The sequence below is a fragment of the Paenibacillus sp. B1-35 genome, from assembly GCF_050474385.1.
GTDB lineage: Bacteria > Bacillota > Bacilli > Paenibacillales > Paenibacillaceae > Paenibacillus_B > Paenibacillus_B alvei.
Window position 1 is genome coordinate 399,695 of the sequence record NZ_JBCHVJ010000002.1, and the last position, 15,939, is coordinate 415,633.

The following is a 15,939-nucleotide window of genomic DNA, read 5'->3' on the forward strand; positions in this document are numbered from 1 at the left end:
TTGTTAGCATATAAGACCGCATTTCTTAGAGACCTTTCCATCCCAAGTGAGAAGGTTTCTTTTTTTTAGAGCAGCATCCATAAATCGTCAAAATGCGCTTATAAAAGGAATCAAAAATTTTATCTTTTTTGCAGAAAAACGGTTAAGAACATTGTAACTTTTCACGCAAAACTTTCGTTTATACTTGAGGAGAGTTTGACGTCATGTCCGAGAAAGGGGCAGATATAAGGATGAAATGGCTTCGCAAACGGAAGCAGACAGACCAGGTCGAGGCTAATGAGGCAACCCCAGATCTCGAAGTGCATAAGCAGGACGAGAATGTTGCGAATAATGAGGCGAAATACATAGACGACAAAAAAACATCTTCTGAATGGCCTGCGCGCGCGGTTCCTGTCGCTCCAGATGAACCTATCCTCGAAGTTCGCGATGTGGAACGATCCTTCCAAGTGGGCAGTCAAAAGCTGCATGTCCTGAAAGGCATAAATATGGAAGTACATCCAGGGCAATTGGTTATGCTGAAGGGTCGATCCGGTTCAGGAAAAACGACCCTGCTTAATATGCTCGGAGGTCTGGATTTGCCTACAAAAGGCGAGATTTACTTCCGAGGAGAGGAGCTCTCTTCTTGGAGCGACAACAAGCGTACCTATACGCGGCGCAATGATATCGGCTTCATATTTCAGGCTTTTGCTTTAATGCCATTGTTATCTGCGTATGAGAATGTGGAACTGTCTCTTCGTATGGCGAACATTCCTCGTCATTTATGGAAGGAACGCGTTCAGCATTGCTTGGAATTGGTTGGTCTTGGAAAACGAATGAAGCACCGCCCGTTCGAAATGTCCGGCGGTGAGCAGCAGCGCGTTGCGATTGCAAAATCGATTGCACATAAGCCGCTGCTGCTGCTCGCGGATGAGCCTACAGCAGAGCTTGATTCACAGATGGGTGCGCAGGTCATGGGAGTATTCCGGCAAATTATACGCTCTGAACAGATCGCAATCTGCATGACAACCCACGATCCTACAATTTTGGAGGTAGCTGATCATGTTTATGAAATGGTCGACGGAAAATTCATCTCGTAATGGTGCAGATAAAAGGAAGAAATGGCGTCGATCGGCGCTAATCCTTATGTGCGGGGTTATGATGCTTACATCCGCATGTTCTTTGCTTCCTGATGAAGAACAGGAAGAGACGCTGCCGACAATTACGCCGCCAGCAATATCGAAAAAGCCAGAATATGAAGTTATGAAGGGTGAATGGATTTCTGATGTCAAGACTACAGGCAAAGTAATGTCGGAACAGGAAGAGACGTTCTTCTTCACCTTGGACAATAAGCCAATTAAGGATGTACTGGTCAAGAACGGAGACAACGTTAAGGCTGGTCAGGTACTGGCAGTGCTTGATGTTGAGGAAATGCAAAGGGATCTGCGTGCAAAGCGGAGAGAACTTCGCAAGCTGGAAGTGAAGATGAAGGAAACGCTACGCCAGAAGGATGAGATGGATCCAATTCAGTACGAAGATGAGCAAAATGCATACGAAGAGGCCCTTGAAAAGATTGCCGAAGTTGAAAACGATATTGCCAAAGGGTCGGTTACAGCTCCATTTGCTGGAACGGTCGTTAATGTCGCTGCGAAGAAAGGGAAAATGACAAAAAAATATGATCCTGTCGCAACCATCGCCAATACATCTCGACTCGTTGTGACGGTGGATGTACCAAAGGATGATTTGAAGAAAATTTCCCCTGGCATGGAGGTTGAATTAAGCATTAATTCGACAGGCAAAATCATAAAAGGAAAGGTTAAGGCGCTGCCTGCTCCTACATCGGACAAGGACAACGGGAATAACAACATTCCTGGCGAAGGCAACATGCCTGAACAGGATCGCATTGATAAATATGTAACCGTGTCGCTATCAGATAAGCTGCCTTCAACAGTGAACCGCGGCTCTATGCTTGGCGCTACTATAATTACGAAAAAACGCAGTAATGTTGTCTATATTCCGCCATCTGCGCTGCGAACACTTGGTGCTAGAACCTATGTACAGGTCGTTGATGAGAATGGTAAGCGCGAGGTTGACGTTGAGATAGGCGAGCAGGATGCTACAAGAGTTGAGATTAAAAAAGGACTTGAGCCTGGACAGAAAGTAGTGGGTCGCTAATGGGCATTCCTTTGTTGCGGTTTCTATACCGGAAAATGTGGAATACTCGCTGGCTGACACTCAGCACATTGCTAGGACTCATTGTGGCTGTATCTTTTACAGTCAGTATTCCCATGTATGCTGATGGCGCGCTGAAGCGGGTCGTATCTAAGACACTTCAGGACAATAGTGAATCCATGCCTGCCGGCTCATTGTCAATCAAATACCAAGCAACAGGCGGAACCAAAACGGATCCAAAGGACTTAAAGGAAGTTGATCGATACATACGTGAGGATGTGAAGGCGCAGGTTGGGTTTCCAGCCCAAATCTTTGTGAACGCGCGTTCACTCCGAGGAACAGAGGTCTATCCCGTTGATCCGAGCAAGGTAGATGCCAGCCGTGTTCGGACGATGACATTAGGCTCTTTGACAGATTTGAACGATCGAGTAGAATGGACACTCGGCAAGGAATATGGAGATGGCGAGCAGAATGGGGCTTTGCAGGTAGTTATGATGGAAGAAGCCATGTATCGCAATGATCTCCATATCGGCGACGAGCTTGAATATCCGGTCAGTGGCACGGATACCGTGTTGAAGGTAAAGCTGGTAGGCACATTCAAGCCGAAGGATGAAGCGAGTGCTTATTGGTTCCAAGGCTTGGAAGGAATGATGAACTCGTTGCTCGTCACACCGGCAACCTTCGATCAATTGATGGAGCAGAAGAAGCTGCCGATTTCCGTATCCAGCTGGTATTATGCGTTCGATTTGCGAGAGGTGAAGACAAGTCAGCTATCTTCACTGAGCTCTATGCTGGATCGCCTTAATATTGATTTGTACCAGAAGTTGAAGGGGACGCAAGTAGAGATTTCCTTCGCAAAAGTATTGAATGAGTTCCGCAGTCAAAGTGTGCAGCTGCAAATGATGCTGTTTACGTTAGCTGCGCCCATGATCGCGATGGTATTCTATTATATTGCGATGAATGCGAGTCAATCCTTGGAGAAGCAGCAGAGCGATATTGCGGTGCTGCGAAGCCGCGGAGCAAGTACGAGGCAAATTATTTGGCTTTATTTATTGGAAGGAATCATTCTGGGATTACTGGCCTTGGCACTGGCCCCGATATTCGGCTGGTTCATGGCGAAGTCAATTGGCTCGGCGAACGGCTTCCTGGAGTTCGTAAATCGGAAGTCCATTCCAGTAGGATTTACTACAGATGCTGTGATTTTCGGTGCAGTAGCAGTAATCATTGCCTTGTTCGCTAGTATTATTCCAGCAGTTGTCTTCGCTCGTTCTTCTATTGTGAATTTGAAGCAGAAGATGGCCCGATCAGACCGCAAGCCTGTGTGGCAGCGCTGGTTCCTCGATGTACTGCTGCTGGCCTTGGTTGGGTATGGTTATTACATGCTGAATGAAAGGCAGCTGCTGACATTCCAATCTGGAATAAGTTCTGATCAATTGCAGGTACAGCCGTTCCTCTTCTTTGTACCAGCACTTGCTATTTTTGCATGCGGTCTGTTCTTTTTGCGTCTGTTCCCGCTTATTCTTAAAATCGTACAGTGGGTTGGCGGGAAGCTGCTGCCAGTTCCGCTGTATTTGACGCTGACACAGCTGTCTCGTTCTGCCAAGACGTATTATCCGCTGATGATTCTGCTTATTCTTACACTCGGCTTAGGGGTATATAATGCCTCTGCTGCACGTACCATCGACATTAACTCGACAGAGCGCACCTTGTATAAGTATGGTACGGATGTCGTTATGCAAACTGTATGGGACTCTGAGCAGGAAATCATTCGGGATAAGAATAATGGCAAAGGGAATAACGGCGGCGGTGGAGGCGGCAACCCAGGACAAGGCGGTGGCAACCAGCCACCTAAAGCAGGAAAGACCATATATACAGAGCCACCGTTTGAGTTATTCAGAAAAATGCCGGGTGTTGAGGCGGCAGCACGCGTATTGAAAACGAAGGGGAATGTCATTATTTCCGGACGCTCCATCGGTCAAGGTGAAATTATGGGGATCGACAATGTCGACTTCTCCAAAGTTGCTTGGTTCCGCAAGGATTTGTTCCCAACCCATCCGTTCCGTTATTTGGATGCACTCGGAAAATATACGGAATCTGCTGTTATTATACCGAGCAATGTAGCGAAGCAATATCAATTGAAGGAAGGCGACACCATCTCTATCGGATTTGGCGAGCAGATGGTTGAATTCGTAATTGTTGGGGTATTGCCTTATTGGCCAAGTATGTATCCCGATGAGAAGCCGTTCTTTATTGCGAACTTAGATTATATTTATGATCAAGTGCCAATAACACCATACGAAGTTTGGTTGAAAATGAAGGACAAAGCACCGTTAGGGCCAGTTATAACGGAATTGCAGAAGAAGGGCATTGAAATCTTCAGTGTGACGGATGTACGAAGCGAGCTTGCGACTCAGAGCAAGCACCCGACGAGAGGCGGAGTATTTGGCATTCTGAGTATGGGCTTCTTGATTTCCGTCATCATCTCCTTAATTGGATATTTGTTGTTCTGGTTCTTTAACTTGACGAGACGTGTGCTCCAGTTCGGTATTTTACGGGCAATGGGCTTGTCGCGCAGACAGCTGACCGGTATGCTTCTGTTGGAACAGCTATTTACGGCGGGGCTGTCCATCGTGTTCGGTATTTTGCTTGGCAAGCTGGCGAGCCGCTTATTCCTGCCATTCCTGCAAACAGCAGAAAGTTCGAAGATGCAGGTTCCGCCATTCCGGATTGTATTTGAATCACGAGATACGATTCAGCTGTACATCGTCGTTGGCGTGATGATCTTTACTGGCGCGACGCTGTTATTTATGCATATTCGTCGTCTACGCGTCCATCAAGCCGTGAAGATGGGAGAGGAGCGTTAATCGATGATACATTGTGAAGGGCTAGTCAAAATCTTCAAAACAGATGACATTGAAGTAGTTGCACTACAGGGATTGAACTTATCAGTAAAGCAAGGCGAGCTGATGGCGATTATCGGCAACAGCGGCAGTGGTAAATCAACGCTTCTGAACATTCTCGGCGGACTGGATCGTCCATCTGCCGGATCCGTTCAGGTTGGCAAGTGGGATTTGCTCAAAATAACAGATAAAGAGCTTGTCGAGTATAAGCGGGATACAGTTGGATTTATTTGGCAGAACAATGCTCGCAACCTGCTGCCTTACCTTACTGCACTGGAAAATGTAGAAGTGCCAATGATGCTGGCTGGCAAAATGGATCGCAAATATGCGAAGGAACTGCTGGAATGGGTTGGCCTCAGTCATCGAATGAATAATAAGCTTCATCAGTTGTCCGGCGGCGAGCAGCAGCGTGTTGCAATTGCGATATCGCTTGCGAACCGTCCGCAGATGCTGCTTGCTGACGAACCAACCGGATCTGTGGATACGCAGACGTCGGATATGATCATGAATATTTTCCGGCGGATGAGTACGGAATTAGGAGTCACAGTCGTAATCGTTACCCATGACCTATCGCTTGCGGGGAAGGTGGATCGTGTTGTTGCGATACGTGATGGCTTAACCAGCACAGAATTCATCAAGCGTAATCCGAATTTGGCCGCTGGAGGTGAGGAAGGATTCGGGCTTCAGGATCACCATGAGGCCTATGTGGTAGTCGATCGTGTCGGCCGATTGCAAGTGCCGAAGGAGTATTTGGAAGCTCTCGATATTCATGACAAAGCATCGATGGAATTAGACGGAGATAAAATTATTATCCGCACACCTAAGGAATTGGAGGAGTAACCAGATGAAAAAAAACTGGGTACGTAAATTATTAACGGTTACATTGGCAATGACGATGATTATTCCAATGTTGGCTGCATGTACGAATAAGGATGAGGTTGTACCAGGACAAGAGCGAGTATTGCGTATTGGCATGCAGTACGGCGGATATGATGATACCTATTTCCGTCAGCAATGGACCGATACATTTGAGATTACACATAAAGGAATCCGCATTGAGCTTGTTCCAGCCATTGACGGATCGGATATGCGGTATGATAACTCAGGCGATCCGAAGAAACAGCCTGACCGCTATGAAGCCATGAAGAAGCTGTTAAATTCCGCTAACCCGGTTGATATTGTTGTGACGGATTCATTCCAGTTCCGCAAGCTTGTTGAAGAAGGAATGCTGAAGCAGCTCGATCCTCTCGTACAGAAAGATAAAATTGATTTGTCCGATTTTGTTCCGACGGTAATCGACGGACTGAAGACGATGGGAGACAACAATTTATATGGTCTTTCACCTACTTTCTCATCCAGCGCGCTGTTCTTCAACAAAAAAATGTTCAGTGATGCAGGCATTGCTCCTCCAACTGATAATATGACATGGGATCAAGTGTTTACACTTGCTGCTAACCTTTCGAAGGGCGATGGAGCAGATCGGAAATACGGCTTCAGCTTCAACCGTTACAACGGATCTGACGTGTTCGACGACATGTTGAACTACTATGTATCCCCACTTAATCTCCGTATGTTCGATGACAAGGGAGAGAAGATGACGGTAAATACACCGCAGTGGGAGAAAGTATGGACAACGGTGAGTGATCTGGCCATCAAAAAAACCATTCCAACGGGCAACAGCAATAATGAAATGACAGGTCAAGCACCAGAGAATGAAAATCCATTCAGCCACGATAACTTCTTGTCAGGCAAGGTTGCAATGGCTATTAGCGATTACAATTACATTAATACCGAATTGGCTGATGCCATGAAGAATGCAGATAAAATCAAAGGCTTCAAGAAGTTTGATTGGGATGTCGTGACGCTGCCTTCACATCCCGAAGCTCCAGGCGTATCTGGCGGCTCGCAGTTATATAATATTTTTTCTATCAACCAAAAAGCAGCCAACCCAGATGATGCATGGGAATTTATCAAATTCATTAATAGTGAAGACTGGGCGAAGCTTCGTTCCCGCAGCAGTTGGGAAATGGTGTCCCGTCAGCAATACATCAAGCCAAAGGACGGTACGAATATAAATATTAGCGCATTCTATAAAACGAAGCCGGTACCTCCAACAAAGACAGATATGGATAAGCTCATGGGAGACGGAAACTTGTGGCAGATTAATCAAATTGCCTCTGAACTGATGAAGCAAGTGATTGATAAGAAGAAATCTGTATCTGAAGCCTTGAAGGAATGGGAGACGAAAGGAAATCAGCTTCTCCTCCAGGCGAAGAACGGTGGAGGAACCCCTCCTGGCAACGTATATCACGATTAAGAGAGCAGGATAAAGGAAGAATCGGCATATTCCAGTCAATGGGAGATCGCCGATTCTTTTTTGTATAAATGGGAATAGTAGAAGAGACAAAAGTGTGTTGAAAGTTGGAACAAAGGGGTGTTCATGTGCATTGGGTATATTGGGGCAAGTTGTTTGATTCTAAGTTTCAAGCGCGCTGCATGCAGCAGCGTCTCGAACATGATGCATGGATTTATGGCTATGATGTATTGAAAGAGATTGAAGTATTTCGATCGAGAAGAGGGAAGTATGGGGTAAGGTTTCTTCGCTGACCATCATGTATAATAATTTTAATCTTTTTTTATTTTCCTCTTGACTGAACATGTGCACCTATTGTATAGTAATACTTGTCGCTGCTGAAGAAGTTCAGTTGTCGCAACATATCGCGGGGTGGAGCAGTCTGGTAGCTCGTCGGGCTCATAACCCGAAGGTCGTAGGTTCAAATCCTGCCCCCGCAACCAAACTTCATGAAATTGCAATGGTGAGGGCCCTTAGCTCAGTTGGTTAGAGCGGTCGGCTCATAACCGATTGGTCGGGGGTTCGAGTCCCTCAGGGCCCACCAATTATAATTTCATACATAGTAGTACTAAGACGCATCTTTCATCATAATGATTAAGCAATTGCTTAACAGAAATGAGATAGGTGTTTTTTTATTTGCAGAGAGATAAGCATAAGAAATGAAGATGCCTGTCAGCAGGGGATCTGCGGGCAGACTTCTGCTTGATTACGCTGTTCATCTTTAGTCAGTGCGTCGTAGGCGTCCAGAACTTTTTAGAGCAAAGCTTTTTCCTTTTTTTTTTGGTTATTGTATGGTCATCATAATAATATTGCTTGCTCTCATGCCGGATAATTGATGCAATGATGGAACTAATCATTTGGATGTCACATCTGAAGGTTAGGCATCTGCTCATTCCCAGATCCGAGTATGATTATTATCTTGGATAATCTCATCGCTGACAGGTATAATCGTCGTTTCACAGCCCATAATTCCCCTGGATGCTAAATGTTCCGTTGTACTATACAAGCGAAAGATTCCTATGAAATTAATGGGCAGCGTAAGATATGAACACGATTGCTGTTGAAAAAATAATGAAGTTGCTATTGCTCATTTGCGAACATTTACATCGTTAAATTTATTGTTGACATCATAACAAGGCGTATGATATATTATATCTTGTCGGTTGCGATATATAACAATCTGAATCGGAAGTAGAAGAGCAGCTTGTGAAGCGCAATGACCGCATATTTGAACCACATTGCGATGTGGAAAATGTGCCGGGGTGGCGGAATTGGCAGACGCACAGGACTTAAAATCCTGCGATGGGTGACCATCGTACGGGTTCGACCCCCGTCCTCGGCACCACGTATTGATGATTAGAACTCCTTTCCTGTTCAGACCTTGAACAAGTAAGGAGTTTTTTGCTTTATATTCTTATGTTTTCACATATGCCGCATGCTAAGAGTTTCAAATGCTAAACTATCATAAACAACTTGGTACAAACTTGGGAGGGAATACATTGGGGATGCATGTACAGAATGATTGGGCAGCGTTGCTGCATGATGAAGTAAGAAAGCCCTATTTTAAGCAGCTATGGGGCTGGCTTCGCCAAGAATACGAGCGTGCCGTCATTTATCCGCCATATGATCTCATATTTTCAGCGTTGAATGCCACTTCCTATGAAAATACGAAGATCGTTATCGTGGGCCAAGATCCTTATCATGGGCCAGGACAGGCACATGGATTAAGCTTCTCTGTTCAACCAGGGGTTAAGCTGCCGCCATCTCTACAAAATATGTTCAAAGAAGGAGCTGACGATGTAGGCCTGACAATTCCGAACAACGGAAGCTTGCTTCATTGGGCGAATCAGGGCATACTGATGCTGAACACAGTGCTGACTGTAGCGCAAGGACAAGCAGCCTCGCACCGCGGCAAGGGGTGGGAGAAATTCACGGATCGTATTATTGAGCTGTTGAATGAAAGAGAGCGCCCAATCATATTCGTGCTGTGGGGAAGTCATGCTCAAGCGAAAACGAGTATGATTGATCAGTCGAAGCATTATATTGTACAAGCTCCGCATCCAAGTCCACTCTCAGCGCACCGAGGCTTCTTTGGAAGCAAGCCATATTCGAAGATTAATAATAAGCTGCGTGAATGGGGCGAACAGGAAATCGACTGGCAAATACCTAATATATAAATGAAGATAGGCAGATATGTGAACTGCTGTCATGCCAGCACAAGAGGCATATGAATGAGGGGGGTTCACATGTCCGCCGTTGAAGTGAAAAATGATCTAGCTCAATTGACATGGTAATATATTGATGTTATATTAAGATTGTTGTTGACATGATCTGTTAGCTCAGCTGGGAGAGCACCATCTTGACAGGGTGGGGGTCAGTGGTTCGAGCCCACTACAGATCACCATACAATTTTAATCCACCCCCTTGGAAGCAAGGGGGTTTATTTTGTTTGCGAAGTGAAACAATACGCTTTTCTCTCAAACATAATCCTGTAATAAGATTTGCTAAAATAGAGCGAATTGGTAAAAATCGCTGCGGCATTGTTATTTCAGGATTGCCTCAGTGGTTATCAGTTTGTGTCAGTATGTAGACTTCTCTCGAAGTTATCAAGCAACCATCATTCGTAAGTAATGATAGTTGCTTTTTTTATTGTCTGTTCGTGTTATCGAGAACTAAAGTAACAGAGAAGTTCATATAGTGAAGGTATAACTGATATTCCAAGTTAATAATGAGGACAAGCGGAGGGTTGAAAATGGGAGCTGAACTATTTGTATGGCTGATAGCGATATTTGGTTTGGTTGCTGTTGTTTGCTGGTTTTTGTCTCGTCTGCTCATATTTGATAGTACGAGGCATGATGAGCAATTCGTATGGCTGCGCTCAGTTGAAGAAGACGGCAGCAATGGAAATGAAATCATAAACCGATGAATTGAAATGTTTAAGGAGATAACTTTACGGTGAAAATAGGGGCTATACGTAAAGTTATGAGATGTAAGCGGGGGATTCATCATGCGAAGACCATGGGCCTTATTGGGCGTGGTAATGTTGACAGGGGTCATCATTGGCGTCTTGCTTATTGGGGTAAGGTTGAGCGTGGTCGATGCAAGTCGCTCCAACCCTCTGCTAGAGCCTACAGAGAGGACGATTCCTATCTATGAGGATGTGTATGGCAAGCCGATTATTGAGGAAGTGTATGATCCTTAAAGTGTAGCCATACATAAGGTTGTAACTGACAGCCCCGGTTTCCGAATCTATAAGATTCGACCGGGGCTGCTTCTGTTCATAGCATATAGTATAATTCTTTATGAGTCAGAGCTTGTTGTGGAATGATTGGATTGCTTTTGTGCGTCGTCCATAGGATCGTATGCATCCCATTTGCGTGCATAGGCCTTCTTCGTCACGTAGAGCAGTAAGAGAACCATGCCGATAACCATGATGACAACAGCGATGACAGTAGCAATAATCGGATCCATCTTGTACCTCCTTACCAATGTAAGCGTATCCGTTACTGCAACTATACATGAAAATGATTTTTTTGTATAATATAAATTCGTTTGCAGTAGCTCAGAGACTATACATTTGCTGCTGCACATTTCATTCGGAGGTGAGCGGGAGTGGCTGCAGAAATCATTGAAGTTAGGACGCAGGAGCAATTGGATGAATGTATTGCTATACGTAAAGAGGTATTCGTGGCTGAGCAACATGTACCTGAAGAAGAAGAATGTGACGAATACGACATCTTGGGAGCTCCAGCCTTTCACGTTCTGCTGATGTCGGATGGGCAGTATGCTGCGACAGGACGTGTGAAGCTTTTGGATGAATTCACTGCTAAAATGCAACGCATTGCAGTAAGAAAGCCGTTTCGCGGAAAAGGAATTGGACGAGTCTTAATGGTGGGCTTGGAACAAATCGCACGAAAACACGGTGTTGAGAAATGTGTATTGGACGGTCAATGCCAAGCGGAAGGGTTTTATTACTCTTTGGGCTATGAAACGGTATCAGAGGAGCCATTCTTAGATGCAGGCATTCCTCATGTCCGGATGGAGAAAAAGCTGTTATAGATGGTGTAGGTTGAATTCGGCTCATCATTTTGAGTTTTTTGGATATCCTACCTATAATCGCATCTGAAGGTAGTTTGATGCCCGTAGATAGGAGGATGTTCAATGTCACAACGCGAATCATTTGTAGCTGTTCAAAAAAATGGAGATGGCGATTTGACGGCGTTCCAAACGAGCGCAGGTCGGATATTGAATTATGAGCAAGCTCTCCAAGCCGTTCAAAATGGAGAAATTGCAGGTGTGAATGCATTTAAAGGAAGGGACGGCGGCACTTATATTCGTGGAGATGCCGACGGCGACCCTAGTAACAATTTGGATAATTTGCCGTCCTTCGAATAACAAGCACGTTATGTAAAAGAGCACTTTCAGCACCTAAATAGGTCGCTATAAAGTGCTCTTTTGGCATTTTACTCGATTGTATACAGTAGGTGCTGATTCACAAATGACATAGCACCAGTTTTCCCCTCGTATTCGGGTCGATCATCCCCATAATGCATTAGGGAAATGCGGCTTTGCATTGATTCAGGCAGCGTCAAGAGCTCGGCCAGCGTCGTATGTACTTCCCCCTTGCCTGTTAATTGGCAATCGTGATAGATAGTGGTTACTCCGCGTGATTCAACCAATTTATATAGCAGCTCAGGCTGGAACTGCATATCAGCACTATAGAAGAAGGTATGATTGAACAGCAGGGAATAACTACGTTTGCCTTCGATATGTGGAGTTTCAATCAATTCAACAATGAGACCATCAGCAATCTTATATGGCTGCTGAGGCTCAATTGCATATACGTCGAATACGTCCTCCAAGCATGTTATTCCTTCTTGGGTTAGTCCTCCCCGTAATGTATGTTCCCACAATACAGTCACGAGCGGTGCAGCAATAAACAAGCTAGGCTTGCGACCATATTTGAATTTCATTTGGAATGCGAATTCCTCTAATCCTCCAACATGATCAGCATGAATGTGAGAAATGAGAATACCATCGATGTCGGAGAACGATTTGTTCAGTTGGTGAAGCGCCATTGGTGCAGTAAATCCACAGTCGATGAGCAGTGTGAATTCATCTGCGTAGAGTAATCCGTTGTTATTAAAGTATGATTTGGCAAATGCACTGCCTGTCCCTAACATTTGAATGCGAAGGTTCATATTTATCCTCCTATTGGCTGACAAGGCTTAAATTACGCCTATACTGTACCATGACTGGGATAAATGCACAAGCAAGGGTGTGAAATCCTGCATAACATGCAATAATCAGCGTTCAGTTGGTAAGTAGCAAGTCACGTGAATTGCACATGAAGCGGGTGATCGGCATGACGAAGGGTAAAGGCAAAAAGAAGACGACAGTGCAGTTGGGCCAAGAAGAGTACACGATGAAATTAGTAACCTCAGATCGGTGTGAAGTATGCAAAACCCCGTGTGCACGTGGTATGGAATACATTGAGCGAATGTCTCAGCCAGGTGCAGTTGGCAGTGGTGTTCCTTGTGTGTTAACTCGCTCCCAAATAAGCGGTTAGTTGTTCGTTTACAGGAAGTCATGTGCCGGGAGTTGTGCTGTGTAGGTTCGGAAAAATCATTTCCCGGGTCATAATGGCTCTAAAGTTATGCGGCTGGCCTATATTCGTACCTGTTGAACAAATAGGAGGTATTGCGATGCAGCTGAATATTGTATGGAGAGGGAATGAGCATACCAATTCAAGTGATCGCAAGGGTGAAATTCCCCAGATTATTGTGAATCATATTTCTGCCCAGAGCATATCTCGTCTGGATGCTTGGTATACATGTCCGGATAACAAAATATCTTCCGCTCATTTTATCGTCTCCAAAAACGGTTTGATTTACCAATATGTAGGTTTAGAACGCATGGCATTCTCCCAAGGACTAGAAGGAGAGCGAATAGCGCTTGCTCCTGCCTATATTGTACGTGATAAAGGAATCAATCCCAATTTATATGCAGTATCAATTGAACATGAGGGGATGGACGGGCTTCTTACCGAGGAGCAATATTTGGCAAGCCTTAATCTGCATCGATATATTCAGCAATATGTCATGGAGCAATGGGGACATTGGATTCCATTAGATTATGAACATGTATTGGGACATTTTCAGATAGACGGAAGAAGAAAAGCCAACTGTCCAGGCCCAAACTTTCCTTGGAGGCGGTTATATGAGGATATGCGGCATGACGGGCAGGCTTGAGGATTTCGGCTGAAATCACCAATAATGAGCTTAGGAGAATGCGTATCATTTATTGTTCGACAAGAAAGGGCATGTAAAGCAAAGATCAAGGTTAGGGACAATACAACTGGTTCTATAAGGCATTCATACATTGCTGCTGCAAAGAAGGAAAGGTTATTTACGAAGCCAGCGCAACTCTGCTGTATGATTGGAGTATAACTTTACAACAAAGCAATTTGGGGGTAACGAGATGAAAGGCAAGAGACTTGCAGCTTTCGTACTGCTTGGTTCCATTGTAGGCGGAGCTTATGCATCGGCACAAACAGATATTACGCAAGCCGCTTCAGCGGCTGAGAAAATTGATGTTGTTCTAAATGGAAATTCCGTGAGTGAAGGCGGGTATATGATAGATGGACGTGCTTATTTGTCTGTCCGTCAACTATCAGAAGCGCTTCAGGCATTCATATTCTGGGATGATGCAAATAAGAAGGTAGTCATAGATAAGCCTAATGTGGATTTGATGCTGTTTAAAGACAATAAGACATTTGGCAAAATTGAAACCGGAAAAAATTCCTTTAAGGTATTTGTCCAAATTGATAGTCTGCAATCGGCAGTCGATAAGATTAAAATTACGATAACGGATCCCAAAGGGAAAACAACGATGATTCAGGAAGCGGACGTTCCAAACAAAGAAGATAACTTTTGGTTCACTACCGATGAACATAAGTATGACTTTAAGGCGAAGGGCGATTACATGATCTCCTGCTATTTAAGACAAAAGAATGGTGATTTTACACTTATATCTCAGAAAAAGCTGCCAGCAGTTTTGCCAAACTAAGGCTGAAAGCTTCTGGTTAGATATACATACTGAGGCGATTAGGCCTTCGTTGACCTCATTCGCAGAAAGTGGTACGATACGTGAGTATGACCACTACCTGAACATAAAGGAGATTTACTCATGAGCGAACATAACCATGACTGCGGATGTGGACACGATCATGATCACGACCACGATCATGAATTGATTATTACAATGGTAGACGAAGACGGCAACGAAATCGACATGGCGATGGTCGAAACGTTCAACGTCGACGAGCAGCTATATGCACTTCTTCTCCAACGAAACGATCCAGAAGCGGACGGAATCATCGTACGTCTGGAAGAGCAAGGCGAAGAAATGGCAATGCTTCCTATCGAAGATGATGCTGAATGGGAACGCGTACAGCAAGCATACAATGAATTGGTTGCTGAGCAAGGAGAGTAATTATTCTCGCTCCACCAATATATACGTCACAGAACAAGCTCCGGAGATCTCTGGAGCTTGTTCTGTATATGCTGCGTATTGCGTACGTAAATAAATACATTGCATGTTCTTATTTGCGCGGATTATAATGCATAATCCTTCCATTGAATAGTGTAAGCTCAGCTTTCCACTTTTTGGCCAAGTATTTACATAACTCATTTCCCTTGGCTTTGTCTCCGTGAGTGGCACCATCAGGCAGCACCATTTGTACATAGTGCCTGGAATCCTCATTTTCTCCTACACCGAACACGATGTGCCGATATAATGGATCCGAACCTTTTAAATAAAACCATTCCTGCTCTTGGCCGGGCTTTGTCTCAATTGTATATGGAAAGGCAGCCTCGGCATAATCCCAGTTTAATTGTTCTCCAGTTAATTGGGTTTGCTCCCGATAATGAAGAAGCTGGCTCTTTAATTCATCTAATGTTACGGATGCAACCTCCGAACCATCAACAAATGTAATGAATGCGCTTTGACTCATCGAATCTATCCTCCCCTTCGGACATCTTCTGCTTGTAGCACGAATCGTTTTCATCATACCATCTGATTGATCCGTATGGCAATATTTACATGGAAAGTGGAGTTTGATTCTTGTTCGTGTCTAAATGGGTATGTTATACTTGAACGTAAAACCATTAATTGGTTGGTGTTCTTGGAATAGGATATCCCGAGGAGGTGTGCGATGTTTGACGATTTGTATGAAGTAACGGAGCAAGCAAATGTAACCTTTGTCGGTTGGGCCACAGAACAGATTCGCTTTGATTTCGCACTCATTTATTCCGATCATTTTTATGGTAAGACATTAGTCGTATGCATGCAAACAGGACGTTCAACCTTATTATGCGCTGACGATTTGCGTTCAGAAATTCTGCAAGCGAAGTTTGATTTGCCGCATAAGGAGGCAGCGTGTGAGGCGGCTCAGCTGCTGCGTACGCGAATACCTTCACTTGAGGTTCAGGATCAATACTAACTGGTAGAGGGAATAATAATACAGGGTGCCCCAAC

The 15,939-nt window shown here is 44.6% G+C and carries 19 protein-coding genes and 4 tRNA genes; 20 read left to right on the forward strand and 3 right to left on the reverse strand.

Translation table 11 applies throughout. From position 1 onward, the window contains the following. The first annotated feature begins 203 nt into the window (after window positions 1-203). From ACQ5BJ_RS09270 to ACQ5BJ_RS09330, 13 genes are all read left to right on the forward strand, one after another. The gene (locus ACQ5BJ_RS09270) at window positions 204-1,076 is read left to right on the forward strand and encodes an ABC transporter ATP-binding protein (RefSeq protein WP_289354989.1); all 873 of its coding nucleotides are present in this window, start codon (window positions 204-206) and stop codon (window positions 1,074-1,076) included. Then, window positions 1,039-2,151 (forward strand): efflux RND transporter periplasmic adaptor subunit, encoded by a 1,113-nt coding sequence (locus tag ACQ5BJ_RS09275; RefSeq protein WP_005548118.1) that lies wholly within the window; start codon window positions 1,039-1,041, stop codon window positions 2,149-2,151. Before ACQ5BJ_RS09270 ends, ACQ5BJ_RS09275 begins: the two co-directional genes overlap by 38 nt. Next, a complete protein-coding gene (locus ACQ5BJ_RS09280) occupies window positions 2,151-5,012 on the forward strand; it encodes an FtsX-like permease family protein (protein WP_430054184.1) in 2,862 nt (953 codons plus the stop codon). Before ACQ5BJ_RS09275 ends, ACQ5BJ_RS09280 begins: the two co-directional genes overlap by 1 nt. Window positions 5,013-5,015: 3 nt before the next feature. After that, window positions 5,016-5,888 carry an ABC transporter ATP-binding protein gene (locus ACQ5BJ_RS09285; RefSeq protein WP_005548123.1) on the forward strand — a complete coding sequence of 291 codons (873 nt, stop codon included), beginning with the start codon at window positions 5,016-5,018 and terminating at the stop codon, window positions 5,886-5,888. Window positions 5,889-5,892: 4 nt separating this feature from the next. After that, on the forward strand, window positions 5,893-7,365 hold the full coding sequence (locus ACQ5BJ_RS09290) for an ABC transporter substrate-binding protein (RefSeq protein WP_163975740.1): 1,473 nt from the start codon (window positions 5,893-5,895) through the stop codon (window positions 7,363-7,365). A 125-nt stretch (window positions 7,366-7,490) separates the two neighbouring features. Further along, on the forward strand, window positions 7,491-7,655 hold the full coding sequence (locus tag ACQ5BJ_RS09295; RefSeq protein WP_167549035.1) for a hypothetical protein: 165 nt from the start codon (window positions 7,491-7,493) through the stop codon (window positions 7,653-7,655). Between the two features lie 112 nt (window positions 7,656-7,767). Beyond that, window positions 7,768-7,844, forward strand: a tRNA-Met gene (locus ACQ5BJ_RS09300). Window positions 7,845-7,868: 24 nt separating this feature from the next. Beyond that, window positions 7,869-7,945 (forward strand) — tRNA-Ile (locus ACQ5BJ_RS09305). Between the two features lie 712 nt (window positions 7,946-8,657). Continuing rightward, window positions 8,658-8,746, forward strand: a tRNA-Leu gene (locus tag ACQ5BJ_RS09310). Window positions 8,747-8,906: 160 nt separating this feature from the next. Next, window positions 8,907-9,578, forward strand: coding sequence for a uracil-DNA glycosylase (locus ACQ5BJ_RS09315; protein WP_187698589.1), 672 nt, complete (start codon window positions 8,907-8,909; stop codon window positions 9,576-9,578). Window positions 9,579-9,729: 151 nt separating this feature from the next. Further along, window positions 9,730-9,805, forward strand: a tRNA-Val gene (locus tag ACQ5BJ_RS09320). Window positions 9,806-10,153: 348 nt separating this feature from the next. Further along, entirely contained in the window at window positions 10,154-10,327 is a 174-nt protein-coding gene (locus ACQ5BJ_RS09325; RefSeq protein ID WP_430109982.1) for a hypothetical protein, read from the forward strand. A gap of 81 nt (window positions 10,328-10,408) precedes the next feature. Beyond that, window positions 10,409-10,603, forward strand: a complete 195-nt coding sequence (locus tag ACQ5BJ_RS09330) for a hypothetical protein (protein WP_430109979.1) — start codon at window positions 10,409-10,411, stop codon at window positions 10,601-10,603. Between the two features lie 98 nt (window positions 10,604-10,701). Here the strand turns inward: ACQ5BJ_RS09330 and ACQ5BJ_RS09335 are convergent, their stop codons facing one another. Then, window positions 10,702-10,872: a hypothetical protein gene (locus ACQ5BJ_RS09335; RefSeq protein WP_005548133.1), complete on the reverse strand. Its 171-nt coding sequence runs from the start codon at window positions 10,870-10,872 to the stop codon at window positions 10,702-10,704. 141 nt (window positions 10,873-11,013) lie between these two features. Here ACQ5BJ_RS09335 and ACQ5BJ_RS09340 point away from each other — a divergent pair, with 141 nt between their 5' ends. Both ACQ5BJ_RS09340 and ACQ5BJ_RS09345 read left to right on the forward strand, forming a co-directional pair. Next, complete coding sequence (locus ACQ5BJ_RS09340) at window positions 11,014-11,460, forward strand: GNAT family N-acetyltransferase (protein ID WP_268599621.1); 447 nt, start codon at window positions 11,014-11,016, stop codon at window positions 11,458-11,460. Window positions 11,461-11,562: 102 nt separating this feature from the next. Then, window positions 11,563-11,796 carry a DUF3892 domain-containing protein gene (locus ACQ5BJ_RS09345; protein ID WP_005548137.1) on the forward strand — a complete coding sequence of 78 codons (234 nt, stop codon included), beginning with the start codon at window positions 11,563-11,565 and terminating at the stop codon, window positions 11,794-11,796. A gap of 68 nt (window positions 11,797-11,864) precedes the next feature. Here the strand turns inward: ACQ5BJ_RS09345 and ACQ5BJ_RS09350 are convergent, their stop codons facing one another. Further along, window positions 11,865-12,602: an MBL fold metallo-hydrolase gene (locus ACQ5BJ_RS09350; RefSeq protein ID WP_289354991.1), complete on the reverse strand. Its 738-nt coding sequence runs from the start codon at window positions 12,600-12,602 to the stop codon at window positions 11,865-11,867. A gap of 146 nt (window positions 12,603-12,748) precedes the next feature. Between ACQ5BJ_RS09350 and ACQ5BJ_RS09355 the strand changes: the two genes are divergently transcribed. The 4 genes from ACQ5BJ_RS09355 (at window position 12,749) to ACQ5BJ_RS09370 (ending at window position 14,895) form a co-directional block, all read left to right on the forward strand. Continuing rightward, entirely contained in the window at window positions 12,749-12,970 is a 222-nt protein-coding gene (locus ACQ5BJ_RS09355) for a hypothetical protein (RefSeq protein WP_430113391.1), read from the forward strand. Between the two features lie 136 nt (window positions 12,971-13,106). Continuing rightward, entirely contained in the window at window positions 13,107-13,652 is a 546-nt protein-coding gene (locus tag ACQ5BJ_RS09360; RefSeq protein ID WP_268599622.1) for an N-acetylmuramoyl-L-alanine amidase, read from the forward strand. A 229-nt stretch (window positions 13,653-13,881) separates the two neighbouring features. Then, window positions 13,882-14,469 carry a stalk domain-containing protein gene (locus tag ACQ5BJ_RS09365; protein ID WP_005548143.1) on the forward strand — a complete coding sequence of 196 codons (588 nt, stop codon included), beginning with the start codon at window positions 13,882-13,884 and terminating at the stop codon, window positions 14,467-14,469. Between the two features lie 120 nt (window positions 14,470-14,589). Next, window positions 14,590-14,895, forward strand: coding sequence for a DUF1292 domain-containing protein (locus tag ACQ5BJ_RS09370; protein WP_005548145.1), 306 nt, complete (start codon window positions 14,590-14,592; stop codon window positions 14,893-14,895). A gap of 109 nt (window positions 14,896-15,004) precedes the next feature. Here the strand turns inward: ACQ5BJ_RS09370 and ACQ5BJ_RS09375 are convergent, their stop codons facing one another. Continuing rightward, window positions 15,005-15,415 carry a DUF1885 family protein gene (locus ACQ5BJ_RS09375; RefSeq protein WP_171415010.1) on the reverse strand — a complete coding sequence of 137 codons (411 nt, stop codon included), beginning with the start codon at window positions 15,413-15,415 and terminating at the stop codon, window positions 15,005-15,007. 201 nt (window positions 15,416-15,616) lie between these two features. On the opposite strand from ACQ5BJ_RS09375, the gene ACQ5BJ_RS09380 reads away from it, so the two are divergent. After that, window positions 15,617-15,904, forward strand: a complete 288-nt coding sequence (locus ACQ5BJ_RS09380; protein ID WP_163975717.1) for a DUF3055 domain-containing protein — start codon at window positions 15,617-15,619, stop codon at window positions 15,902-15,904. The last annotated feature ends 35 nt before the right edge of the window (window positions 15,905-15,939 follow it).